Source organism: Cognatundibacterium curvum, from assembly GCF_014284235.1.
In the GTDB taxonomy this organism is placed as follows: domain Bacteria; phylum Pseudomonadota; class Gammaproteobacteria; order Burkholderiales; family Burkholderiaceae_D; genus Undibacterium; species Undibacterium curvum.
Genome location: NZ_JACOGD010000006.1, coordinates 87,098 through 110,754 on the forward strand (window position 1 = coordinate 87,098; position 23,657 = coordinate 110,754).

19 protein-coding genes are annotated in these 23,657 nt (G+C 50.5%); 11 read left to right on the forward strand and 8 right to left on the reverse strand.

Annotated elements, in window-relative coordinates:
* Positions 1 to 59: 59 nt before the first annotated feature.
* Both H8K43_RS12290 and H8K43_RS12295 read right to left on the reverse strand, forming a co-directional pair.
* A complete protein-coding gene (locus tag H8K43_RS12290; RefSeq protein WP_186904113.1) occupies positions 60 to 3,008 on the reverse strand; it encodes a VIT domain-containing protein in 2,949 nt (982 codons plus the stop codon).
* 160 nt (positions 3,009 to 3,168) lie between these two features.
* Complete coding sequence (locus H8K43_RS12295) at positions 3,169 to 4,131, reverse strand: D-2-hydroxyacid dehydrogenase family protein (protein ID WP_186904114.1); 963 nt, start codon at positions 4,129 to 4,131, stop codon at positions 3,169 to 3,171.
* Positions 4,132 to 4,601: 470 nt separating this feature from the next.
* Here H8K43_RS12295 and H8K43_RS12300 point away from each other — a divergent pair, with 470 nt between their 5' ends.
* Positions 4,602 to 6,452, forward strand: a complete 1,851-nt coding sequence (locus tag H8K43_RS12300) for a phosphoenolpyruvate carboxykinase (GTP) (protein ID WP_186904115.1) — start codon at positions 4,602 to 4,604, stop codon at positions 6,450 to 6,452.
* Positions 6,453 to 6,630: 178 nt separating this feature from the next.
* Here the strand turns inward: H8K43_RS12300 and H8K43_RS12305 are convergent, their stop codons facing one another.
* Complete coding sequence (locus H8K43_RS12305) at positions 6,631 to 6,960, reverse strand: DUF2798 domain-containing protein (RefSeq protein WP_186904116.1); 330 nt, start codon at positions 6,958 to 6,960, stop codon at positions 6,631 to 6,633.
* A 24-nt stretch (positions 6,961 to 6,984) separates the two neighbouring features.
* Entirely contained in the window at positions 6,985 to 7,302 is a 318-nt protein-coding gene (locus tag H8K43_RS12310) for a hypothetical protein (protein ID WP_186904117.1), read from the reverse strand.
* A gap of 142 nt (positions 7,303 to 7,444) precedes the next feature.
* On the opposite strand from H8K43_RS12310, the gene H8K43_RS12315 reads away from it, so the two are divergent.
* Entirely contained in the window at positions 7,445 to 8,416 is a 972-nt protein-coding gene (locus H8K43_RS12315; RefSeq protein ID WP_186904118.1) for a LysR family transcriptional regulator, read from the forward strand.
* A 301-nt stretch (positions 8,417 to 8,717) separates the two neighbouring features.
* Complete coding sequence (locus tag H8K43_RS12320) at positions 8,718 to 9,410, forward strand: riboflavin synthase subunit alpha (protein ID WP_186904119.1); 693 nt, start codon at positions 8,718 to 8,720, stop codon at positions 9,408 to 9,410.
* 31 nt (positions 9,411 to 9,441) lie between these two features.
* Here the strand turns inward: H8K43_RS12320 and H8K43_RS12325 are convergent, their stop codons facing one another.
* Positions 9,442 to 9,828 (reverse strand): carboxymuconolactone decarboxylase family protein, encoded by a 387-nt coding sequence (locus H8K43_RS12325; protein WP_186904120.1) that lies wholly within the window; start codon positions 9,826 to 9,828, stop codon positions 9,442 to 9,444.
* Between the two features lie 297 nt (positions 9,829 to 10,125).
* Between H8K43_RS12325 and H8K43_RS12330 the strand changes: the two genes are divergently transcribed.
* The gene (locus tag H8K43_RS12330; RefSeq protein ID WP_186904318.1) at positions 10,126 to 11,637 is read left to right on the forward strand and encodes a response regulator; all 1,512 of its coding nucleotides are present in this window, start codon (positions 10,126 to 10,128) and stop codon (positions 11,635 to 11,637) included.
* Between the two features lie 30 nt (positions 11,638 to 11,667).
* On the opposite strand, the gene H8K43_RS12335 is transcribed toward H8K43_RS12330, so the two are convergent.
* Together H8K43_RS12335 and H8K43_RS12340 are read right to left on the reverse strand one after the other, a co-directional pair.
* A complete protein-coding gene (locus H8K43_RS12335; RefSeq protein ID WP_186904121.1) occupies positions 11,668 to 13,614 on the reverse strand; it encodes a sensor histidine kinase in 1,947 nt (648 codons plus the stop codon).
* An 11-nt stretch (positions 13,615 to 13,625) separates the two neighbouring features.
* The gene (locus H8K43_RS12340) at positions 13,626 to 14,084 is read right to left on the reverse strand and encodes an Lrp/AsnC ligand binding domain-containing protein (protein WP_162019528.1); all 459 of its coding nucleotides are present in this window, start codon (positions 14,082 to 14,084) and stop codon (positions 13,626 to 13,628) included.
* A 142-nt stretch (positions 14,085 to 14,226) separates the two neighbouring features.
* On the opposite strand from H8K43_RS12340, the gene putA reads away from it, so the two are divergent.
* From putA to H8K43_RS12360, 4 genes are all read left to right on the forward strand, one after another.
* Positions 14,227 to 17,883, forward strand: coding sequence for a trifunctional transcriptional regulator/proline dehydrogenase/L-glutamate gamma-semialdehyde dehydrogenase (putA, locus tag H8K43_RS12345; protein WP_186904122.1), 3,657 nt, complete (start codon positions 14,227 to 14,229; stop codon positions 17,881 to 17,883).
* Positions 17,884 to 18,101: 218 nt separating this feature from the next.
* Positions 18,102 to 18,686, forward strand: a complete 585-nt coding sequence (locus H8K43_RS12350) for an OmpA family protein (protein ID WP_186904123.1) — start codon at positions 18,102 to 18,104, stop codon at positions 18,684 to 18,686.
* 10 nt (positions 18,687 to 18,696) lie between these two features.
* The gene (locus tag H8K43_RS12355) at positions 18,697 to 19,575 is read left to right on the forward strand and encodes a patatin-like phospholipase family protein (RefSeq protein WP_186904124.1); all 879 of its coding nucleotides are present in this window, start codon (positions 18,697 to 18,699) and stop codon (positions 19,573 to 19,575) included.
* A gap of 63 nt (positions 19,576 to 19,638) precedes the next feature.
* On the forward strand, positions 19,639 to 20,166 hold the full coding sequence (locus tag H8K43_RS12360) for a TlpA family protein disulfide reductase (protein ID WP_186904125.1): 528 nt from the start codon (positions 19,639 to 19,641) through the stop codon (positions 20,164 to 20,166).
* Between the two features lie 19 nt (positions 20,167 to 20,185).
* Here H8K43_RS12360 and H8K43_RS12365 read toward each other — a convergent pair whose 3' ends face one another.
* The gene (locus H8K43_RS12365) at positions 20,186 to 20,959 is read right to left on the reverse strand and encodes an L-asparaginase (RefSeq protein ID WP_230403901.1); all 774 of its coding nucleotides are present in this window, start codon (positions 20,957 to 20,959) and stop codon (positions 20,186 to 20,188) included.
* Between the two features lie 101 nt (positions 20,960 to 21,060).
* Here H8K43_RS12365 and H8K43_RS12370 point away from each other — a divergent pair, with 101 nt between their 5' ends.
* The 3 genes from H8K43_RS12370 (at position 21,061) to H8K43_RS12380 (ending at position 23,317) form a co-directional block, all read left to right on the forward strand.
* Positions 21,061 to 21,546 (forward strand): asparaginase domain-containing protein, encoded by a 486-nt coding sequence (locus H8K43_RS12370; protein ID WP_186904126.1) that lies wholly within the window; start codon positions 21,061 to 21,063, stop codon positions 21,544 to 21,546.
* Positions 21,547 to 21,603: 57 nt separating this feature from the next.
* Positions 21,604 to 22,107: a hypothetical protein gene (locus tag H8K43_RS12375; RefSeq protein ID WP_186904127.1), complete on the forward strand. Its 504-nt coding sequence runs from the start codon at positions 21,604 to 21,606 to the stop codon at positions 22,105 to 22,107.
* Positions 22,108 to 22,462: 355 nt separating this feature from the next.
* Entirely contained in the window at positions 22,463 to 23,317 is an 855-nt protein-coding gene (locus H8K43_RS12380) for a substrate-binding periplasmic protein (RefSeq protein ID WP_222611030.1), read from the forward strand.
* Positions 23,318 to 23,657: the final 340 nt, after the last annotated feature.

Genomic DNA, 23,657 nt, shown 5'->3' on the forward strand with positions numbered 1-23,657 from the left:
AAAAACGCCAGCTTAAATGCTGGCGTTTTGTTTTGCGATGAGATTTTCAGTGAAATTTTTCAAGGATTAGTAGATGAGGTTCGCTCCGGAACGACAAATTCACCGATGAGAACTTTATCTTTTTGCTTGTCCAGCCTGACGGTGATGTATTGATCTTGCTGACCGGGCAGACCGAACTTTGTCGACAAACGCAGCATCAGGGTAATCGCACCAGCGATCAGTTGCTGATTATGTCCAAAGAACTGAGTCTCCACGCGGTAAGTACCGGGTTTGGCGATCTTCAGTGAGAATTCTTCTGGACCATAGCCGCCGGTGAAATCACGCGACAAACTGCCACCCTGATAACTGAGTGGATGGCCGTAATAGGTTTTTTCCCCGTTCGGGTCGGTCACCCACAAATCGATATCGGTATTGTCAGCATCCCAGCTCAGGACCGCACGTATATCCAGCGGAAGATTACGCAACAAACGTTTATCCAGGCGCGAGGTATCCAGCGTTTGCTGGCCTGACTGAGCCAGAATGGCATTGAGTTCGGCCAATGCAATCAGTTCTATATCTGCAAAGCGTTCATGCCATGGCCGGCTCACGACTTGCCACAACTGATCGATCGCAGCCTGAGGCTGGCCAGCCGCTGCCAGAGCCAGTCCTAAATCGCGGTAGGATTGCGGCTCGTTTGGGCTTAAGCGTAATACGGTTTGCAAGACAGGAACCGCCAGTTCTGGCCGTTTCGCCTGTACGAGCCGGTAAGCCAGCAAACGTAGCACCTGACGGTTTTCCAGCTGCATTTCAGCCAGATTAGACAGCACACGCAGACTCAGATCAGTTTGACCACGTTCCATGAACAGATCCGCCGCATCCAGAAAAAATGCACTGCTATTTTGATAGCTGGGTTTTTCATCCAGATAGATGCGATACATATCGGCCACGGGTGCCGCCTGCAAACGACGGTAATAGGCCGCATCAGGTTCCCATTTTTTCAGTTGTATCGCTGCTTCCGTGCCGGACCCGGCCGTAGTCGGGGCGAGTGATTTCGCCGCGACTACGCTGACTTCCGGTGGCGGGGTAAAACTCATGGCTACCGGTGCCGGTGCTGCCAGTACGCGTGGCATCGCAATACCGCGCTCAGCGGCAGCGGGTGCCAGGCCGGTGGCAGCGATGGGAAGCGGTTTAGGCAATACAGGCTTATCCTTAGGAAAATCTTTTTCCCACCATGCTATTTTCTTTTCAAATCTGGTTCTGATCAGGTCCAGCTGGTCGGCTTGATCCTTGAGTTGCGCAGAGGTTTTTTGAGCCAGCAATTTGTCGTAACTGGCGCGTAATTCATCCGGTGGAGTGATTTCGTAACGCACATAGTCGGCCACGGTATCAAGCACGATGAGTGAGGTTTCTGCGGTAGGGATATTGAATTGCTGACCCAGCCGGCGTATTGCAGCACGCTGGGTCGCGCTATCCTGCATCAGTTGTGCCAATTGCAGTTCACCCCAACGCCGTGCCGCGATACCGGCGTTGGCCGCATTGGCTGCCGAGTCCAGCTTGACGACGCTGCTGCGTCGTTTGCCATCAGGCTGCTGCCACTCTAATCGTAAGTCTGCTTGTGGCGAGGACAGGATACCGGCAATACGCCAGCGTCCCTGCTCAGGATAGACCGATGCGGTGACGATCTGTGTGGCCGCATTGCTGACTATGTTATGCAAGCGTAAAGCCTGCGTGTTTAAGGCGAGTGCGGCTTGCGGCGTTGTGACTTGCTGTAAGTCCAGCACTTGCGCTCCGCTGCTTTCTGCAATGCCGCGTAATGCAGGCAAATCGCAGGTTTGACTGGCCACAATGCTATACACGGGAATGCGGGCTGAGCCCAGTACCTGGCGCAGACTGTCTTTGCCCCAGTTCATGATACCGTCGCTGAATAACAAAGCGAGCTGACTACCATCCTTTATGGTATATGCGGCGGCATTGCTGGCGCCGTCATACACTACTTGTTGTAGGGCGGAACGCAGACCATCCCACTGACCACCGCGCACCTGGAACTGTAGTGCGCTTTCCGCCTGGTCACGCAGTAATTTCAATTCCACATCGACATCACCCAACTGACGCAAATACTGATCCAGCAATGCGAATTCTTTTTCATGCTGGCGCTGGGCCCCGGAGCCGGAGGCATCCCACAGGATAAGAATTTTTTTAGGAGCGGGACGCGGGCTATTCAATGGCGCCACCGGGACTTCAGCGTAGAAATACTGCTGGTTTTGAAAGCTTGTATAGCTGCTTACAGCTTCGTTCTTTGCCGGGATCAGCAATTCCAGCAATCCGTTTTGCGGATGCACATCCTTTGCCTGCCAGCTGATCACGCTTTGGCTGTTTTCATCCAGTTTATGTACATCGTTTTGCATGCTGCGTAACTGAATTTGGCGCGCACCAATTCCTTCTATCTGTATGTGCGCATCCAGTTTTCCAGCCAGCATACCGAACTGTAAAGGGGCCCGGAATAGATACTGACCGGTTTGATTCGCTATCAGAGTCTGGTCTATTTGCAGCTGTACGGTACGCTTGCCTTTTGCCGGTAAAGGATAGATACGTAAGCGGTATTGATTTCCGCGAGTGACCTCCAGTAAGGCAGGATCTACCCGGGTACGGCTGATATCTTCAAATACTTGTTGACCCCGGTCTTTTTCCACCACGACAGCCTGCCGCAATTTGCCATCGAAATCCAATGCAAAGCCACTGACAGATTGACCATGAGCAAGTGGGAACTCTAACTGTCCTTCCAGCGCTCTTTCATTTGGGTTGTAGAAACTCAGTTCGATGACACTGCGTGCCTGACTGCCGCTGATTTGCGTTTTCAGACTGACCTGCTCCAGTCTGACAGGAATTTTTGCTTCAGGTATTCGCAAGACCGGAGGAACTGGCAGGATGCGGTTTGTATCAGGTGGCAGTGTATTGGTCTGGGCGGCTAGCTGTGAGGAAAATAAGCCTGCCAGTAACAGCATGCTCAGGCGGATGGTCGGCTGGGTCATGATTATTATCCTTTATGAAAGTACCTTACTGTAACGGTAAATTCAGCTGCCGCGCTGACAAAGCGCGTGAGATATTTTCCAAACAGTGCAGACCCGTCCGCATTCAGGCAAAGTCTGTCCGCCCAAGTAAGGAGGAAGAATTATTTTCTATTTGAAGAAATCAAAGCTGATCCTGAGCTGGGATAGCAGAAAGCAGATTTTCAAATGCTGTCCGGAAATACAATTCATAACTATCCTGTTCCACGTAACCAAGATGCGGCGTGGCAAGCACATTATCTCTGTGCAGCAAAGGATGATGCGGCGTGATGGGTTCACTTTCAAATACGTCGATCGCAGCGAAGCCAGGGCGGCCACTGTCTAAGGCCAGACTCAGCGCATCGGTCTGTACTAATTCGGCCCGGCTGGTGTTAACGAACAGCGCGTCGGCCTTCATTTGCTGTAAATCATCCAGAGTGACAATGCCACGTGTTGCTTCATTCAGGCGTAAATGCAAACTGATCACATCACAGTCACGAAAAAACTGTTCCCGGCTGTCCGCAGCCTGAAAGCCATCAGCGCGTGCCTTGTCGCGACTTGCTTCTCTGCCCCAGACCATAACCTGCATACCGAAAGCTTGTGCGTAAGACGCGATACGTTGCCCGATTTTTCCATAGCCCCAGATGCCCAGCGTCCGTTTTTTGAGTACGCGTCCCAGGCCATTGTGTTCAGCACGTAAAGAAGAGGTTTGCCAGCAGCCTTGTTGTAACAGCGACGCATAAGAATACAGCCGGCGTGATGCCATCATGATCATGGCCCAGGTCAGCTCGGCCGGTGCGGTCGGATCACCGATGCCCTCCACAACGCGTATCCCCAGTTCTTCTGCGGCCTCCAGGTCGATATTGCCTGAGACTTTGCCCGTCTGAGAAATGATGCGCAGATTCGGCAACTTTTGCAGCAAGGCACGGCTCAAATGGGTACGCTCCCGTATCAGCACCAGTGCTTCAAATGGCGCCAGTCGTATCGCTAATTGTCCAATTCCCACTGCGCTATTGTGAAAAACTTTCACTTCATGCCCATTGAGTAAAGAAAAACAAGGCAGTTGACGTACCGCATCCTGATAGTCATCAAGTATCGCGATTTTCATTTGGGACTCCTGTTTGTATAGAAGGTAAGCACAGAATCAACATAGGATCAGAGACCGATGAAAGAGTTTCGGACTGACACAAAACTGCCCCAGCGGCGTTATGGCTCCTTGTCGTACACTGTGTACTGCCTGCGTCGCCATGCCTTGCCGGAACAATTTTGCGTCAGTCCTTACTTTCATATTTAGTGTTACTATGATAATAATTTTGACGCAAAATTCGCCCCAAAGCGTAGGCGGGTGTACAATAGCCGGCTAAGTAGCTTTTTGATTCTGACGCCCGCTTAACAGTTGGCGCTAGCTGGGGTCCGGACTATCCGCCGGACCACCTATTATCCGACAGAACCGCCGCTATGGTGTTTGCTTCGCTTGAGCTGGGACCTGATCCACTGTGCTCGCGGGCTACAAATGTCAACGACGATCCTGCCGTGCCGCTACACCGGTTTTTTTATTGAAATGGCATTGGAGGTAGTATGAATCAACCCATCATGAAGGGCGTTGCTGAAATCAACGCACCTGCACATGTAAAACATCAGAAACTGATTAGCTGGATTGCTGAAATTGCAGCACTGACTAAGCCAGATAATATTTACTGGTGCGATGGATCCCAGGAAGAATACGATCGTCTGTGTGCACAGATGGTTGCTGCCGGTACCATGAAAAAACTCAGTCAGGAAAAACGTCCGAACAGCTATCTGGCTTGTTCCGATCCGACTGACGTTGCGCGTGTAGAAGACCGTACCTACATTTGCTCCGCCAAAAAAGAAGACGCAGGTCCGACCAATAACTGGATGGACCCGGCTGAGATGCGCGCCACCCTGAATCCGCTGTTCGATGGCTGCATGAAAGGCCGTACCATGTACGTCGTGCCTTTCTCTATGGGCCCGCTGGGTTCCCCGATTGCACATATCGGTGTTGAATTGTCTGATTCCCCTTATGTTGCAGTCAATATGCGCATCATGACCCGTATGGGCAAAGCGGTGTACGACGTACTGGGTAGCGAGGGTGATTTCGTTCCTTGCGTACACACAGTCGGCAAGCCACTGGCAGCGGGCGAGCAGGATGTGGCCTGGCCTTGCAACGATACCAAATACATCGTGCATTACCCGGAAACCCGCGAAATCTGGTCCTTTGGTTCCGGTTACGGTGGCAATGCGCTGCTGGGTAAAAAATGCTTTGCGCTGCGTATCGCTTCCACCATGGGCCGTGATCAGGGCTGGCTGGCAGAACACATGCTGATTCTGGGCGTGGAATCTCCTGAAGGTAAAAAACACTATGTCGCAGCAGCCTTCCCGTCTGCCTGCGGTAAAACCAATTTTGCAATGCTGATTCCGGCGATCAAAGGCTGGAAAGTTACCACTATCGGTGACGATATTGCATGGATCAAACCAGGTGCTGATGGCCGCTTGTATGCGATCAACCCGGAAGCCGGGTATTTCGGTGTGGCGCCGGGTACGAATACCGCGACTAACTCGAATTGCATGGCATCTCTGACTGCCAACACGATTTTCACGAATGTCGGTTACACCGATGATGGTGATGTATGGTGGGAAGGCATGAGCAAAGAAGCGCCAGCGCATCTGATCGACTGGCAAGGTAAGGACTGGACGCCTGAAATCGCTAAAGAAACCGGCCGTAAAGCCGCACATCCGAATGCGCGCTTCACTGTTGCAGCAACTCAGAATCCTGTGATTGACGCAGCCTGGGATGATCCGGCTGGTGTACCGATTTCTGCCTTTATTTTCGGCGGCCGTCGTTCTACCACCGTTCCGCTCGTTACTGAGGCACGTAACTGGGTAGAAGGTGTCTACATGGCAGCGACCATGGGTTCGGAAACCACTGCTGCGGCCGCTGGTCAGCAAGGCGTGGTGCGTCGTGATCCGTTTGCGATGTTGCCGTTCATGGGTTACAACATGAGTGACTACTTCCAGCACTGGCTGAATATGGGTCAGAAAATTGAACAACTGGGTGCAAAGCAACCAGCTATTTTCTGCGTCAACTGGTTCCGTACTGATGCGAATGGCAAGTTTGTCTGGCCTGGTTTTGGCGACAATATGCGCGTACTGAAATGGATGCTGGAGCGTATTGAAGGTCAGGCCGGCGGTCAGGACAATATCTTCGGTACCAGCCCTAGCTATAGCGATCTGACCTGGGATGGCCTGGACTTCTCGCAAGAGCAGTTCGATACCATTACATCGATCGATACAGCAGCCTGGGAAGCGGAACTGAATCTGCACACAGAATTGTTTGAAAAACTGGCATATCACTTGCCAGCTGAACTGGAAGCCACCCGCGCTTCCCTCAAACAACGTCTGTCTGCCTGATCAGACTGCAATGTAGTCCGACGCCAGCCGGACTGATAAAAAACGCGATCTGAGTATCGCGTTTTTTTATTGGGATGCGCAACAAAAAGCCGCCTGCAATCAGGCGGCTTATGACACAGCGGGGGGATACGTGGTGCGATCAGCGATTTAGTTCGGGGTCGCTAAGGAATGATGGTGCTCAGTAGTCCTGGTGACGTGACATGCTTAGCTTGCGTATAAGCGTGCGTATCAACGGCAGGCTCAGATAAGTCAATGGAAACGCAATCGGCCAGCTGGTCAGCCAGGCTTCCATCCAATGCCGCATCAGTTCAGGCTGCTGGGTATTCCAACACAGCTGCAGAATGCCAGTCACAAAAAAAGTGACAAAACCGGTACTGAGCAGGCTGGGTAACATCGAGGCCAGGCTGCGAGACCCGGCAACAGTACGGACTTGCCGGGTTGGCTGAGATCTAATTGTCTCGGCATATAAGGACGTAGTGACCTTATTGAGCGTGGAAATTTGCTGCATTGCAAAACTACTACAAAATTGGATTTATGCGCGGCCAGCCATCGCCCGCAACTCAGCCGCCATGGCTGGTGAACAGGCATCCGCGTCACGCGCAATACGGTTCAGTGTCATCGCTGTACGCAAAGTACGGCGCGCGGTACGTTCTTCACGCGATAATTTAGGAAAAATACTGAGCCAGACTGCGCGCAGCAAACCAGACAATATAGGACGAAAAACGAGCAACATCGTGGTCAAAATACCCAAACCCAGCAAAGGGCGGGCAGCTGCAGCCAGACCGCTGATCGCAAATTGTGCGACTGGCAAGGCACTGCTGGCTGGAAATGCAATATTTAGAAACATCATGATAGAAAACCGGATTAGACGATTACAATGCAGGCATAATATTGCAATGCAACATAAACTTCCAATTCCGATTTCCAATAATTACTATATTGTTTGTGAATAGTTGCTCTCAACACCATAAAAAAACAGGAGACATTCCAGCATGAACTTTTTGACTCTGGATCTGAATTTATTGCGTGTGTTCGATGCGGTTATGATCGAGCAAAATCTCACAAGAGCGGCAGATAAACTTGCCATGACGCAACCTGCGGTCTCGAATGCATTGAAGCGCTTGCGTCATTCCCTCAACGACGAACTCTTGATACGAACTGCTTATGGTGTTAAACCAACGCCGCGTGCAGAAGCCTTGTGGCCAACCATACGCCAGGCATTATCGACGCTGGAAGCAGCGATCGCGCCGGGTAGTTTTGATGTGTCGCAGGCCGCCGTGACCTTTCGTATGGCGATGGCTGATGCGACTGCTGCACTCTGGATGCCGACCTTGGTCGGTGCCATACAGACTGAAGCGCCGGGAATCAATGTCCGCATGGTGCCGTTGACCACCCGTGAGCCGCGGCCCATGTTGTTACGTGGCGATATAGACATTGCCGTGGGCTTTTTTCCTGGGGTAGTCGCTCAGCTGACGGGGGGCCAGGCCGCCGGTAACAGCGCCATCCGGCATGAACGCCTGTATAGCGGCCATTATGTGTGTGTGATGCGCAAAGACCATCCTCTGGCCGGATCTAAGCTAACTATCGACGATTATTGTTCCGCCAATCATTTGTTGGTCAGTTTTTCTGGCCGCGCACATGGTCTGGTGGATGAAGTGCTGACCCGTTATGGCAGAGAGCGCCGCATCTTATTGACGATTAATCAGTTTTTTACTGCTGGCCGGGTGGTCGCCCATTCCGACTTGCTGACGGTATTACCGCGCCATTTAATTTCAGCAACTGGGATGACCGATGCGCTGATCTGGAAAGAGTTGCCGTTTGAGACGCCGGAAGTCCATGTGGATATGTTGTGGCATGAACGCGATGGCCGCAATCCGGCGCATAAATGGCTACGGGATAATTTGATTAATATGACCCATTCTAATTTGGTTCCGGAATTAGAGCAGGATGTAAGCCATGAATAGCGATGGTGAGTACTAACAAATAATTATATTTAGCCTTATTGTCCTGATCTTTTACACAATATATAAACAGCATATCAACAAGATATTCAGTGTTTATACATGGCTTATACATAAGTTATACCGGGTTTATACAGATGTTTTCCATGGTTTATGCACGCACTTATCCACAGTCTGGCAAGCGCGAAATCGCATAAAAAATCCTGTTTGTTCACATCCTGAGCTCTAAGCCATAGCAGCGCTAAGTTCTGATTGCTGTTTCGCTTTACAATCTCAGTCTTGCTGATACAGACGGACAAAACATATGTTTACAGGGATAGTTCAGGGCGTGGCCCAGATTGCCACGATTGAAGATAAACCGGGCTTGCGGACTTTGCGCATCGCCTTTCCCGCAGGTTTTGACAGCAATCTGCAAATTGGTGCCAGTGTTGCTGTCGATGGTGTATGCCTGACTGTGACGGAACTGCATGCAGATGCGGCCGATTTTGATGTGATGCAGCAAAGCCTGAATATCACCACCCTTGGATCTTATCCACAGGGCGCGCATGTGAATGTAGAACGTGCAGCCAAAGACGGTGCTGAAATCGGTGGTCATCCATTATCCGGTCATGTCGATTTCACTGCTCACATCGCGGCCATCCGTGAGTTAGAAAATAACTACGTGATACGGATCGCCGTTCCGCCTCAGTGGCTACGCTATATTTTTGCCAAAGGCTATATCGCGATCAATGGCGCCAGTCTGACCATTGCTGAAGTGAATCGCGATGAGAGCTGGTTCGAAGTCTGGCTGATCCCTGAAACCTTACGCATGACGGTATTTGCTGAAAAAGCGCCGGGTGCCGCGTTAAATATAGAAATTGAGCGCACTACTCAGGTCATCGTTGATACGGTGCGTAACATGTTGGGCGAGACGCTGGGCCCATTGCTGCCAGCGTTAGAGGCAGTGCTGGCGCAGCAGGGATTGTCTGCGGAAGCACTGCGTTCCACATTACGCTGATATGGTGTGCCGATGGCGTGTGCCGGTCGTGTCAGACCGGCTCCGTCAGTCCGGCCTCTTTTAATATCTCATGTGCGGAGCGGAATGCATCGATCGCGAGTGGCATGCCGCAATACACACTCGCGTGCAGCAACACTTCCTGAATTTCCTTCAAACTCGCGCCATTGTTCAGTGCGCCCCGTACATGGCCCTTGATTTCATGTGAGCGCCCCATCGCAGTCAGCATGCCCAGCGTGATCAGGCTACGTGTTTTTAATTCCAATCCATCGCGACACCAGACTGTGCCCCAGGCGTTTCTGTTAACAAATTCTTGTAGCGGTGCTGTGAAGTTGTCCAGATCTTTGCTGGCTTTTTCGACAAATTCTTTTCCCATCACTTGCTGGCGTATGCTTAAGCCATCTTGAGTTTGCGGATCCATCTTATCTCCATGCGGTTTAATCAGAGCATCATGCTGAAAGTGTAAATGATTTCCTGAGACCATAATCTCTAAAAAAGCGTCGCAGAATTCCCGTGCAGATTGGTGTTACAGCGTTTGGACACCATCATCACCTCAATGCGTTGCTATTGTTAAAAATGTTCTCCGGGAAATAAAAAGCTTTAGCTTGAAGATACTATACGTACTAGAATGAATTGAAACTCCCATACCTGCGTGCAATTTTTCCTCATTTTCAGCAGGATAACCGCTGGTAGCTACCTAGTCTCAGGATTGCGCATGATGTCATTTCTTAAATCCGATACACCGGACTTACCTCCCTGGAGGGTTTTACTTGTTGATGATGAACCTGACGTTCATGATGTAACTAAGCTGACATTGAACCGTTTTCGCCTGGACGGACGCGCTATACAATTTTTGCATGCTTACAGTGGTCAGCAAGCGAAAGCTATTTTGCAGTCTGAACCCGATATTGCACTGGTCTTTCTGGATGTGGTGATGGAAACGGAAAATGCCGGCCTGGAAGTCGCCCGCTGGATGCGTAAGGATTTGCAAAATCAGATCACGCGTATCGTATTACGCACTGGTCAGCCCGGACAGGCTCCCGAGGAGAGTGTCATCGTTGATTATGATATTAATGATTACAAGGAAAAAACCGAACTCGACCGGAAAAAATTATTTACCACCACTTTTGCAGCCTTACGCGCTTACCGCGACATCATGACGGTAGAAGAGGCGCGCCGTTATCAGGCCAGTTACCGCGCTGGCTTGGAACGGGTCATCGAAGCCTCTGCTCATATTTTTCGCCAACGTAATCTGACTGATTTTGCCAATGGTTTGCTACAGCAAGTCGTGGCATTACTGCGACTCGAAAAAAGTATATTGCTTAGGGTAAAGGGCGCCAGTGCTATCCATGGTGAAGACCGCTATGAAATTTTGGCCCGCATCGGTGAGCTGGATCTGGAGCATGAAATGTTCAGCCCAGCCATGGTGGCGAAGCTGGATGAAACCTGCGTGAATAAAATATCCCGATTGTATGGGGATACCTTTGTCGGGTATTTTCCTAACAATAGTGGAAAAACTTCCTTGCTGGTGTTGCAGGGGGTAAACGATGTGACAGAGATGGATACGCAGTTACTGGAAGTATTTTCATCCGGGGTGGCAATCGCTTTCGATAATATCCTGCTCAACCAGGAAATTACCGATACACAGGGCGAACTGATCATGCGCCTGGGTGATGTGGTCGAATCACGGTCTCATGAGGCAGGTAACCATGTGCGCCGTATGGCCGAAATCTGTTACCTGATTGCGATGGAATCCGGCATGGATGCCGACGAGGCTGCAATACTGAAGCAGGCAGCCCCTATGCATGACATAGGAAAAATTGCGACACCCGATGCGATTTTGCTTAAACCTGGCAAACTGGATAAGGATGAATGGGAAACCATGAAGAAACATCCTGAAGTCGGTATGTCTATCCTGCAAGGCTCTCAGCGCCCTATTTTGCGAGCTTCAGCGATCATCGCGCACCAGCATCATGAGCGTTACGACGGCAGCGGATATCCTCAGGGCTTACAGCAGGAAGAGATCCATCCTTATGCACGTATCGTCGCGGTGGCGGATGTGTTTGATGCCTTAATCCAGAAACGGGTATATAAGCCTGCCTGGCCTGTGCCCGAAGTACTGGCTCATCTGGAATCCGTTGCTGGCTCTCACCTGGATCCGCATTATGTGTCGATTCTGGTGGCAAATGTGGATAAGGCCTTAGATATCAACAGCAGATTTCCAGACTAAGGTTTGCTCGCCCGTGCGATAAACGCCAGTTTAGCTGTTGAGCGTCTTGTCAGTGGATGACTGATGGCGTAAAGGAATACAGATTTCATAGCGCAATCCCATTCCGGCACCACTGCTGGCACGGATTTGCCCACCCAAGCGTACAGTGACCAGGTTATACACAATGTGTGTGCCTAGTCCGCTGCCACCCTGACCACGCTTAGTCGTATAAAACGGTTCAAACAAATGTCTGAGTTCCTCACTGGCGACACCTTTACCATTGTCTTCAAACAGCAGTATCAGCGTGTCCCCGTCTTGTGTCGCACAAATAGTGATGCGGCCATCTTCACGCTGTTCCAGTCCATGCACCAGGGAATTGACAAACAGGTTCGTGATAATTTGCGAAATAGCACCCGGAAAGCTGTGCAGGCGGATATCGTCTGCACAGCTTAGCTGAACGCTGACTGTATTCCCCCTGAGTTTAGGTTGCAGTGCTTGCAGGGTCTCTTCGAGATAGCTGCGCAGATTAAACTCACGCAGCATTTCATGTGACTGATCTACCGCCACTTGTTTGAAGCTGCGCACCAGGGTGGCTCCACGCTGGCTGTTGGTGGTGAGTATGCGTAAGGACTGATCACAGATGTCAAGAAATTCGGCCAGCTCTTGCTGACTCAATTGTCCTGAAGTGAAATGTTTGCGCAGTATTGCGACCTCCTCCACCAAATGGCTGGTCGCTGTGACACAAATGCCTAACGGCGTATTGATTTCATGGGCTACGCCTGCAACCAGACGCCCTAAAGAAGCGAGTTTTTCCTGATTGATCAATTCTGACTGTGCCGATGTCAGCGCTTTCAGCGTCTGGCTGAGTTCGAAATTCTTATTCTCCAGTTCATGTTTGGCCCTTTGTATGTCTTCCGCTGCCTGCATACGTAACAGACCGGCGGCAACATGGCTGGCGATGAAGCTCAGCAATTCCAGATCCGCATTGGTATAAGTCAGTTCGGGACGATAACTCTGGACGATCATCACCCCAAACAATTGTTCATCTGCCAGTAAAGGCGCGCCCATCCAGCTGTATGAATCCAAATTACCCAGCACTTCTATCGTGCCTTCAGAAATCAATTGTTCGAGTTCAGGCCGATTTATCAGTAGCGCCTGGCGTTTTTGCACCACATACGAGGTGATCCCTTTCCCTAACGGGAAGCGGGTACCGGTCGCATTGCTATCAATCTCGTCTGCAAAATAAACGATACTGAATTCCTGAGTCTCTGCATGAAAAAATGCGACCATAAAATTCGGCGCCTGCATCAGTTCACTCATGATTTCATGCAAACGAGAAAATCTTCGTTCCTGGTGCGATGCCAGGATCGACAATTCCGCGATCTGATACAAGGCTCTTTGCAGATTTTCAGCCTTACGCCGTATTTCGATTTCCTTTTTGAGCAACTGGGTCCGGTCGCGCACAGCCTGCTCAAGTTTGTCAAAGCTGAACAGGCGTTCCAAAGCGATTGACACATGAGCCGCAATCATACCGAATAAGGCTTGATCCTCATCTGAAAACAGGTGGTCGGCGTTATAGCTTTGTATAACCATGGCACCCAGCACATGGCCCTGGTGACTCATTAAGGGATGGCCCAGCCAATGCTCGGAGCGCGTGCCACTGCCCCAATCGCGGGCGGCATCCTGCTCCGCGGTCATAGACAAAGATGTGCGGTGCAATATTACCCAGGCGGTCGGTGACTCAGAAGGGTCTTGCAGTGGAAAAGTCTGATCGGGATCGAGTGGCGCATCGACTTCATCAACTTCATACACATAGCGAACGCTGTGTGTTTTATCGTCATACAGTGCGACATAAAAATTGGCCGCATACATGATGCGGCCTATAGCTTGATGCACATTGCGCAGAAAGCCGACCAGCTCGTTACAAGAGGCTGACAAGTGGCTGATTTCCAGCACCACCTGCTGTACCGCCTCCAGTCGCTGCAGCCGTGCCTTCATGGCCAGACTGACTATTTAATTGGCAGGCAACTGGTGTTTTTGACTTCTTCCATGACCGCATAGGTATGCGTTTCACGGACGCCACTCAGTTGTAATAAGGATTTGCCCAGGAAATCGCGGTAGGCGTTCATGTCTTTAACACGTGCTTTGACCAGGTAATCAAAGCCACCGGCGACCATATGACATTCAAGTACTTCAGGTATCGCCTGTACACCGCGCCGGAACGCATCAAACACATCCGGTGTGGTGCGGTCTAATACCACCTCGATAAAAACCAGTAAGGCAACATCGAGCAAGTGGGGATTTAATTGCGCCGTGTAACCAAGGATATAACCCGACTCTTGCAGCTTACGCACACGCTCAAGGCAAGCCGCCGGGGACAGATTGACGCGGGTCGCCAATTCAACATTACTGATACGGCCATCATTTTGTAATTCGGCCAGAATTCTTTTACTGATTTTGTCTAGCATAAGAAGTCAAAAAAAACGGATTAATAAAATTCGGGATTATTTTCTCATGAAATAGAAAATTTTGATATATCCAAGTATTTCCAGAATTAATAATCAGGGAGCATCTATACAATGAAATCATATTCGTTCTCATTCATCCTATATGATCGCCACTCATTTGCCTGATTCATCTGCCCCGTTTTCTGCCTTGCAAGCGGAACTGTTACCTAGCCAGAGTACCCTCAGAACAGCCATCACCGCGGCTTATCGTCGTGATGAAACTGAGGCTGTTGAATGGCTGTTATCACAGATTAATCCACAGTCCAGTTTACAACAAAACGTTGCGAAACTGGCACACAAGCTGGTTAGTTCCGTGCGTACCCAGCGTACCAGAGCCTCGGGCGTGGATGCCTTGATGCATGAGTTCTCTCTGTCTTCTGAGGAAGGTGTTGCGCTGATGTGTCTGGCTGAGGCTTTACTGCGGATTCCTGATCATCAGACTGCCGATCGTCTGATTGCAGACAAGATCAGCAAGGGTGATTGGGCTAAGCATCTGGGTGAGTCGCCTTCTTTGTTCGTGAATGCCGCGACCTGGGGTCTGCTGATTACCGGCAAACTGGTCAGCACCAATAGTGAAACCGGACTCGGTGCCGCGCTGACCCGTTTGATCGCAAAAGGAGGCGAGCCGCTGATACGCAAAGGAGTAGACCTTGCGATGCGTATGCTGGGCAATCAGTTTGTGACTGGACAAACGATAGAAGAAGCACTGAAGAACAGTCAGGACAATGAGAAACGTGGTTACCGTTATTCCTACGACATGCTGGGTGAAGCAGCGCTGACTGCCAAAGATGCGGCGTATTATTATCAGGCTTATGAAACGGCGATCCATGCGATTGGTAAGGCTTCCGCCGGACGTGGTATCAAAAATGGCCCAGGTATTTCGGTCAAATTATCGGCACTGCATCCGCGCTACTCACGGGCTCAGCGCGCCCGTACGCTGGATGAGTTGCTGCCATTGCTGAAGAAATTACTGCTGCTGGCGAAACAATACAATATAGGCCTGAACATCGATGCGGAAGAGACAGATCGTCTCGAATTGTCACTCGACCTGATGGAAGCGCTGGCATTTGATCCGGATCTGAAAGGTTTTGAAGGTATAGGTTTCGTGGTACAGGGCTACCAGAAACGCTGTCCGTTTGTGATTGATTATCTGGTTGATCTGGCACGCCGCAGTGGCAGTAAATTCATGATACGTCTGGTGAAAGGCGCTTATTGGGATGCAGAAATCAAACGTGCCCAGGTCGATGGCTTATCTGGCTATCCTGTCTACACCCGTAAGGTTTACACCGATTTGTCTTACCTGACTTGTGCGCAAAAACTGCTGGCAGCGACCGATGTGATTTACCCACAATTCGCTACCCATAATGCACTGACCCTGTCGACGATATACACCTGGGCGCAACAGGCAGGTGTGACTGATTACGAATTCCAGTGTCTGCATGGGATGGGTGAAACTCTGTACGATCAGGTGGTGGGTAAAGATAATCTGGATAAACCTTGTCGTATTTATGCACCGGTCGGTTCACACCAGACCTTGCTGGCCTATTTAGTGCGCCGCTTATTGGAAAACGGCGCGAACTCTTCTTTCGTGAACCAGATCGTCGATGAAAGTGTGTCGATCGATACGCTGATTGCGGACCCGATTGCTATTTCGCGCGAACTGGGCGGACAGCCACATAAAGGTATCGCCTTGCCGCGTGATCTGTTTGGCAAAGAACGTAAAAATTCTGCCGGACTGGATTTTTCCAACGAGAACACATTGCAGGAAGTCAGTGCACATTTTGAACAAAGCGTGCATCAGACGCAGATCGCAGGTCCTTTGCTGGCGGTGGACAGCAGTGCCAGCAGCAGCCGGCCCGTCCTCAATCCGGCTAATCTGAAGGATCAGGTCGGTTCTGTGGTTGAAGCAAATAGTAGTGATGTACAGCATGCCTTACATGCCGCCCATGCCTACGCGCTGGACTGGCAAACGACGGCACCCTCGGTACGTGCAGCAGCGCTGCATCGCGCGGCGGATTTACTGGAACAACAGACCCTGGATTTCATGGCGCTCGCGATCCGTGAGGCGGGTAAGTCCTTGCCGAACGCGGTGGCTGAAGTGCGTGAGGCAGTGGATTTCCTGCGTTACTATGCGGCGCAGACCGAGTCTCAGCCACAAGCCTATGCACTGGGGCCGGTAGTATGTATCAGCCCTTGGAATTTCCCGTTAGCGATCTTCATCGGCGAGGTCAGTGCAGCTTTGGCGGCTGGTAACGTCGTGCTGGCAAAACCGGCTGAACAGACACCATTGATCGCTTACCGTGCAGTGCAGTTAATGCACGAAGCAGGTATACCGCGTGCTGCTTTGCAATTCCTGCCTGGTACTGGCGAAGTGGTTGGTGCTGAGCTGGTGGCGGATCACCGCGTCCGTGGTGTGATTTTTACCGGCTCCACCGAAGTCGCGCAGATTATCAACCGTACCCTGGCTAAGCGTGCCGTTGCGGAAGGTATCGATATTCCGCTTATTGCTGAAACCGGCGGTCAGAATGCCATGATCGTCGACAGCAGTGCTTTGCCTGAACAAGTGGTGAACGATGTCCTGTCATCTGCTTTCGACAGTGCTGGTCAGCGTTGTTCCGCTTTGCGGGTACTGTGTCTGCAGGAAGATATCGCTGACAAAACCATAGAAATGCTGCATGGCGCGATGCAGGAATTGCGCATTGGTCAGACCGACAGACTGGCAACGGATATCGGTCCGGTGATAGATGCTGAAGCGCAGAAAAATCTGCAGATGCATATCGATCAGATGCGTCATAAAGCGAAATCTTTCTATACGCTGAATTTAAAAAATTCCTGTGCGGACGGTACTTTCGTCGCACCTACTGTACTCGAAATTGCTGATTTGTCCGATTTGAAAAAAGAAGTATTCGGGCCAGTTTTGCATGTATTGCGTTTCCAGCGCGATCAGCTTGGCAATCTGATCGATCAGATTAATGGCACTGGTTTTGGTTTGACGCTGGGCGTACATTCCCGCATCGATGAAACCATACAATTTATCGTTGAGCGCGCACACGTCGGTAACATCTACATCAACCGTAATATTGTCGGTGCGGTAGTTGGTGTACAACCGTTTGGTGGTGAAGGAAAATCCGGTACTGGTCCGAAAGCAGGCGGTCCGCTCTACCTCAAGCGCCTGCAACGTCAGGCGCCGGCCGGTATTGCCGGTCATACCGTATTTGAGCGTCAGGTACCGGCCAGCCTCAGTGCTTTCCTGGTGTGGGCCAAAGCACAGAGTCTGAAGGTCGCGGATCTGGGTGAGCAATACGCACATCACAGTCCTTACAAAGTCACGATGTTATTGCCAGGACCAACTGGTGAGCGCAATACTCTGTCCTTTGCACCGCGCGGTGAAATTTTCTGTGCTGCGACCAGCACTGAGGCTTTGCTGAACCAGATCGCTGCGACGCTGGCAACCGGCAATACACCTGTCATGCCAGCTGCCTCAGTTAAGTTATTGCCAGCCCATTTCCCGGCTGAACTGCAGGCATTGATAAAAACTCAGGATGCAGAGCAAACGGCTGCGCAGATTGCTCTGATAGAAGGTGGCATGCTGCATGATTACAAAACCCGCTTTGCCACACTGGATGGAGCGATCGTGTCAGTGATAGAAACAGGTGAGCATAGCGAAATTCCGCTGTGGCGTCTGGTGGCAGAACGCGCACTGTGCGTCAACACGACTGCAGCCGGCGGCAATGCAAGTCTGATGGCGATGGCGAGTTAAGCTCACTCAGAATACCAGTGGAAAATCGCGTAAGCTGAAGTCTGCTGTTTGTCTTATCCTGTCCCCGGCTGTTTTCAGCCGGGGATTTTTTATTAGGGCCTGATGAAAAATGAAGTGGCAGAAGTGTTGTCATTGATTGAAAACGATAGTTACACATTGCCATAGAGCCATGATTGTCGTGGAATAATCAGCGCGTTTTTATCATCAGGAAGGACAGCATGAAAATCACGCACCGCCTGCTAACGACCGCAGCGCTTATTCTGGCTATCTCAGCCTGTACCACTGCACCAGCGCCAGTGAGCAATCCCGCCCCGCCCGCTGTGTTACCAGTCGCTCAGTTAGAACGTGGGGTGCAAATTGTGTTGCCCGACACGGTCTTATTTGAAACCGGTAAAGCAGAAATTCACAGTGGACAGGCGCAAGCCTATCTGGAACGTATCGCTTATCTGCTGATCACGAAAACAGAAAAAACGGTGTCGGTTGAGGGTCATACCGATAATGTGGGCAATGCGGCGTATAACCAGAAACTGTCTGAACAGCGTGCACTTGCAGTCAAAAAGGTCTTGCTAGATTTAAAGGTGCCGGAACAGCGCATCACTACTGTCGGCTATTCCTATCAGCAACCGGTGGCATCCAACACGACAGAAGACGGACGTAAGTTTAACCGCCGTACCGAACTCATTGTATTGGACGAGAAACTGGAAAACATAACGCGCGGCGAAGCACCGAATACCTTCGAAGCCGCGTTCAGCCGCCTGAAAGGCTTGATAGAGCAAGGCCTGTTGCAAGCACCGGAAAAATAGGAAAGCAGCGATGAATCCACAGATGAAACGGCGACTAATGCTGGCAATGGGTGCGGGCTTACCTTTGCTCAGTCATGCGGCACAAAAGAATGCCGGTATAGTTCAGGCGGCCGCACGTCCCCCGAAACTGGGACTGGCATTAGGTGGTGGATCTGCGCGTGGCTTTGCGCATATTGGCGTGATTCAGGCCCTGGAAAAACATAAAATCCGACCGGATCTGGTGGTTGGCACCAGCGCAGGCAGTATTATCGGGGCATTTTATGCTGCCGGTTTTAGCGGGACGCAAATGGAAGAGGTCGCAATGAAAATCCGCGATTTTGAAATCGCCGATATTTCTGCTGGCTCCAGGCGTGGCATGGTGGTCGGTAATGCCTTGCAAAATCTGGTCAATCAGTATCTGCAAAATAAACCGATAGAAAGCTTTGCGACGCCATTTTACGCGGTAGCGACCAATCTGGTGAGTGGCAAGCTGCACTTATTCCGCAGTGGGAATGCAGGTTTTGCTGTGCGTGCTTCTTGCAGCATGCCGGGCGTATTCATACCGGCGCGGCTAGGATCTGAAGAATTTGTCGATGGTGGCCTGATCAGTCCTTTACCTGTAGTGGAGGCAAAAAAACTGGGCGCTGACTATGTGATTGCAGTCGATGTCAGCGCCTCTGCTGAGAATGTGAACTTGCACGGCATGTTTGAATTGCTGATGCAGTCATTTGACATCATGGGGCAGTCATTGATACGGATGGAATCAGAAAAAGCAGATATCGTCATTCATCCTGACCTCAGAAAATTTTCCAGTACCGATTTTCAGTTAAGACGGGAATTGATCGCCGCGGGCTATCAGGCTGGTTTACAGGCAATACCACAAATTAAGGCGGCGCTCACTAAAGACTGATTGGTGTTTGTCAGGTTTACGTGGCAGGATACGACTAAGTTCAGATATTTACTGAGGCTTACTATGTCTATCACCGTCTTTCACCACATCATCAGCAACAGCCTGCGCAGTGTAGCGCTTGCTGTCATGCTGCTCCTGTCCGCGCAGGCCAGCGCCAAAGATTTGCAAATTGCTCAGTTCCAGCTACAGGAGAGCTCGGGTCAGCGTATCGACAGCACTCAGTTTGCAGGAAAAACGGTACTGGTCAGTTTTTTCACATCCGGCTGCAATCTCTGTGCACGCGATTTTCGCTTAATGCGTGAATTTTATGTTGGCAATGCAAAGCGGAATTTTGTACAGCTAGGGATTAGCCTGGATCAGAATCGTCAGGATTTCGATACCTATCAACAGCTGGTCAAACTGGCGGTTCCGGCCGATCAGCGTTTTCCTGTGTACTGGCGTAATGCGCCGGGCCACAAGGATAATTTTGGTGTGATACAAAGTCAGCCTACTCACTTTGTGATTAACGCCAAAGGACAGATCGTCTGGAAACGCGAAGGTTCGTTTCAGGCCGAAGACTGGGATAATTTATGGGAAACGCTGGGCAATTGATGCGTTTCGCAGCAATCGCCTACAGTTCTATCGGCAGGCTCCAGCTGCCGGGAATCACATCGTGCCGCACGATAGCGCGCATTTGATGGCGTCTGGCGAGACTGTCCGGACTCCAGGTACTGTCCCAGCCTGGTGGATAACTGAGTTCAAACACCTGCTCTGTCTGGCGCGCCCGCATCGGTATCACTGGCAAGAAATAAGGCAATGGGGCGGCCGGTGTATCTGCACCCAGACTATAGGCATAACCCGGTAATAAGGCATCACAGACGCTGGAGAACCAGGCTGTATGATCTTCATCCCTGCCCAGCGCCTGCGCCAGTCCGGCCGGATCAAAGCGGGCCAGTGCAGCGATCAGCTCGGCTGTGCTGGCACCGGGTACATCTCCCCAGCCCATGACAGGATTAAAAATATAATCCGCACCGGAACCATACCAACCTTCGCGTAAAGGGCGTTGCATCCAGTTGCGGCTGCCTGTGAATAAGTGCCAGCGCCAGTGCAAGCCGGAAGCTTTTGGCCAGCTGTACAGATAAAGGCGTTGATAACCAGCCTGATGTAACTCCCTGACCATGGCCATCAGACGCGCATGTGGCATACGCTCCGGTGGATCACGCCGGAACAGGATAGGCTCGCCATCCGCAAACTGTACTTCATCGCTGGATAAATTCAGGTCTATCACTCTTTTCTCATCGCCAAAGCGAGCGCTGACCCAGCCAGTCAGCAAGTTGACGGCTGTCAGTACGCCAAAACCACGATGGCGTTGAAAAATAACAGTGCCTGGTGCAATAACTTTCATCAGTCAGACTTTCCTAACAAGCGTTGCAGTTTAGCAGCTTTCGGTGCATGCGTTGGCAGGCTACAATGGCTGCATTACATCAACTCCTCTGAACCGAGAATATGACCTTACGCATCTTAGCCACCGGTGGCACCTTCGATAAACACTATGATGAAATTGCTGGAAAACTCAGCTTTTCTGCCAGCCATTTGCCTGAAGTGCTACAACGCGCGCGCCTGACCGTGCCGGTTGAGCTGGAAGTCTGCATGCTGATGGATTCACTCGACATGGATGACAGCCATCGCCAGACTATTTTGTCCGCCTGTCAGAACGCGACTGAAAATGCGATCGTGATTATTCACGGTACCGATACCATGCGCGAAACCGCTGAAGTGCTGGGCGCAGCAAATCTGGGAAAAACCATTGTGTTCACCGGCGCCATGATTCCTTACGAAATCGCTAATTCTGACGCCTTCTTCAACCTGGGCTTTGCCTGTGCTGCCGCGCAATTGCTACCGCCTGGCGTGCATGTTGCGATGAACGGTAAAGTCTTTCCATGGAATGATGTACAAAAAAACCGTAGCGCCGGCGTGTTTGTGAACAAATAAATGGTGCTTGCGGTGCCGTGCTGGCACCGCAGCTTTGCCTCCGATTTCAGGACTAGTATGAAACTGCTCAACACCTTAATTGCGTCCGCCCTGCTCAGCATATCGGCATTGGCGAGCGCTGCTGACACCCGTTTTGACAGCTTTTATTTTTTTCAGCCGGAATCGGTATTACAGGAAAAAGGGGTGAATGTAGACAGTCTGGGCCGCTATACGCGTGCAGTGCAGACACAAATTTACAAATCACTCAAAAACGTCAAATTACCAGCCAGTTCAGGCTATCTGGTGATTGCCATCCGTTCCGATGAAGAAGTCGCGACCTGGCTGGATATGAAGCCTGTCGTGCATGAATACTACGATAACCAGATTTATGAAGTTGTCAAAAATCTGCAACCACCCAAAATAAATAAAGGTATTTTGGTATTCGCCATCAAGATGGCCATTGATACACCAGTACATACAAAAAAATCTGTCCCGAATCCACCTGGCTGGGACGACGCACGTAAAAAACTGGCTGATCCCAACAGCATTGAACATCTGGTATTGTCACTCTGGCCGGAGTGAACTGCAGGCGCAGCCTAGCCTGTGTCTGCAAACTACGTACTTCATCGCTGGCAAATGAGGGACAGATAAACTCTGACGTTCAGCCGTAGACAACAAATGATGTACAGCCATAGCCGTAACGTTACGGGTTCATGCCTGTCACCTTCCATCAGATGGTGATTTAGTTCTGTCTGCCAGGTTCACGCTAAATACAGACTGATTTTTGTGTCCATACGTATAAATATTGCTATTAAGTATGATTTGATTTTTTGTTTTGCTTGACCTATGTTCAAAGTAAGGATGAAGATGTAGTACAGCATCGCTGAGCTTGTTTTCAACCATATATCTCGCTGTTTTCCTTCACCAGGAGCAGAACATGGCACAGTCATTTCGCTTACTCACGTTGCAGCTCAGGTCTGTTTTGCAGCATACAGCACGATGGGGACGGCAGCAGGGCTTGCTTGCATTTGTGCTCGCATTATGGGCTGCACAGGTGATGGCACTGCCTGCTAATCCGGCTGAACTGACGATTTACACAGAGGACTGGCCACCAATCAGTTTTAAGAGTGGAGACAAGCTCGATGGCATGGCGGTGGAACTGGTGCAAGCGCTGCAAAAAAGAATTGGCAGTAATGCGGCTATACAACTAGTTCCCTGGAATCGTGGTTATAAGGCCTTGCTGGAAGATCCAAATGTCTTGCTATTCACAGTAGGGCGTTCCGAAGAGCGTGAAAAAATTATGACACTGGTAGGCCCGCTGGCCATATCCCGTACCGTGTTGTACACCCGTAAGGGGAATGCCGCACGGCTATTAGGCCTGGGTGATGACTTGTACCAGGTTGCGGTCGGTGCTTACCGTGGCAGTATTTTTGCTGATGCTGCGATGAAAAAAGGATTTCAAACACTGGATCTGGCTGCAACGCCGCAGGTAGTGGCAAAAATGCTCATGATGGGACGGTTTGACTTATGGGCTGACGGTAACGTGGTAGTTCCCAGTGTCCTCAAAGACATCGGTTATACGATACAAGATGTCGAGCGCGTGATGGTGCTGGACAGTCTTGAACTCTATCTGGCATTTTCGCCAAAAACCCCATTAAGTACGATTAAAATCTGGGAAGAAGGCTTAAGACAGATGAAAAAAGATGGTAGTTTTCAGAAAATTCATCAGAAGTGGTTGCCTGGTGAAACGCCACCGATCGAAACCCTGAGACTGGGTTTGACCGGAAATTAAAAGGAATTTAGTCTGCGCTGAATACTGCGTCTGATCAGCCTTGCTTTTCTGGCAGCTTTAGCAAGGTCCAGGATGCCAGCTGGCTATATCACTTATTTCAGATTTACCATAAAATGGAAACATAAATTCCAAATATATCTGAATTAATCCATTTTGGCTGGTCAAACAAAGATTTCCTGAAACCTGAGATCTATTCTTAATTAAATTCCTAAATCAGTAAATTTTTTGAAAAATATTCCGTAATTGTTATGGAAGCAGGGACATTTTTCTTTTGTAAGTGTACAGGGAACAGAGGATGAGAGACGGCTGGAAATTAATTATCAGTGAAAAATTATCGCGC

What these genes read in the sequence shown, in the direction of transcription:
- H8K43_RS12290 (WP_186904113.1), bottom strand. Translation starts at nt 3,008, where the DNA reads ATGACCCAGCCGACCATCCGCCTGAGCATGCTGTTACTGGCAGGCTTA.
- H8K43_RS12295 (WP_186904114.1), bottom strand. Translation starts at nt 4,131, where the DNA reads ATGAAAATCGCGATACTTGATGACTATCAGGATGCGGTACGTCAACTG.
- H8K43_RS12300 (WP_186904115.1), top strand. Translation starts at nt 4,602, where the DNA reads ATGAATCAACCCATCATGAAGGGCGTTGCTGAAATCAACGCACCTGCA.
- H8K43_RS12305 (WP_186904116.1), bottom strand. Translation starts at nt 6,960, where the DNA reads ATGCAGCAAATTTCCACGCTCAATAAGGTCACTACGTCCTTATATGCC.
- H8K43_RS12310 (WP_186904117.1), bottom strand. Translation starts at nt 7,302, where the DNA reads ATGATGTTTCTAAATATTGCATTTCCAGCCAGCAGTGCCTTGCCAGTC.
- H8K43_RS12315 (WP_186904118.1), top strand. Translation starts at nt 7,445, where the DNA reads ATGAACTTTTTGACTCTGGATCTGAATTTATTGCGTGTGTTCGATGCG.
- H8K43_RS12320 (WP_186904119.1), top strand. Translation starts at nt 8,718, where the DNA reads ATGTTTACAGGGATAGTTCAGGGCGTGGCCCAGATTGCCACGATTGAA.
- H8K43_RS12325 (WP_186904120.1), bottom strand. Translation starts at nt 9,828, where the DNA reads ATGGATCCGCAAACTCAAGATGGCTTAAGCATACGCCAGCAAGTGATG.
- H8K43_RS12330 (WP_186904318.1), top strand. Translation starts at nt 10,126, where the DNA reads ATGTCATTTCTTAAATCCGATACACCGGACTTACCTCCCTGGAGGGTT.
- H8K43_RS12335 (WP_186904121.1), bottom strand. Translation starts at nt 13,614, where the DNA reads ATGAAGGCACGGCTGCAGCGACTGGAGGCGGTACAGCAGGTGGTGCTG.
- H8K43_RS12340 (WP_162019528.1), bottom strand. Translation starts at nt 14,084, where the DNA reads ATGCTAGACAAAATCAGTAAAAGAATTCTGGCCGAATTACAAAATGAT.
- putA (WP_186904122.1), top strand. Translation starts at nt 14,227, where the DNA reads ATGATCGCCACTCATTTGCCTGATTCATCTGCCCCGTTTTCTGCCTTG.
- H8K43_RS12350 (WP_186904123.1), top strand. Translation starts at nt 18,102, where the DNA reads ATGAAAATCACGCACCGCCTGCTAACGACCGCAGCGCTTATTCTGGCT.
- H8K43_RS12355 (WP_186904124.1), top strand. Translation starts at nt 18,697, where the DNA reads ATGAATCCACAGATGAAACGGCGACTAATGCTGGCAATGGGTGCGGGC.
- H8K43_RS12360 (WP_186904125.1), top strand. Translation starts at nt 19,639, where the DNA reads ATGTCTATCACCGTCTTTCACCACATCATCAGCAACAGCCTGCGCAGT.
- H8K43_RS12365 (WP_230403901.1), bottom strand. Translation starts at nt 20,959, where the DNA reads ATGAAAGTTATTGCACCAGGCACTGTTATTTTTCAACGCCATCGTGGT.
- H8K43_RS12370 (WP_186904126.1), top strand. Translation starts at nt 21,061, where the DNA reads ATGACCTTACGCATCTTAGCCACCGGTGGCACCTTCGATAAACACTAT.
- H8K43_RS12375 (WP_186904127.1), top strand. Translation starts at nt 21,604, where the DNA reads ATGAAACTGCTCAACACCTTAATTGCGTCCGCCCTGCTCAGCATATCG.
- H8K43_RS12380 (WP_222611030.1), top strand. Translation starts at nt 22,463, where the DNA reads ATGGCACAGTCATTTCGCTTACTCACGTTGCAGCTCAGGTCTGTTTTG.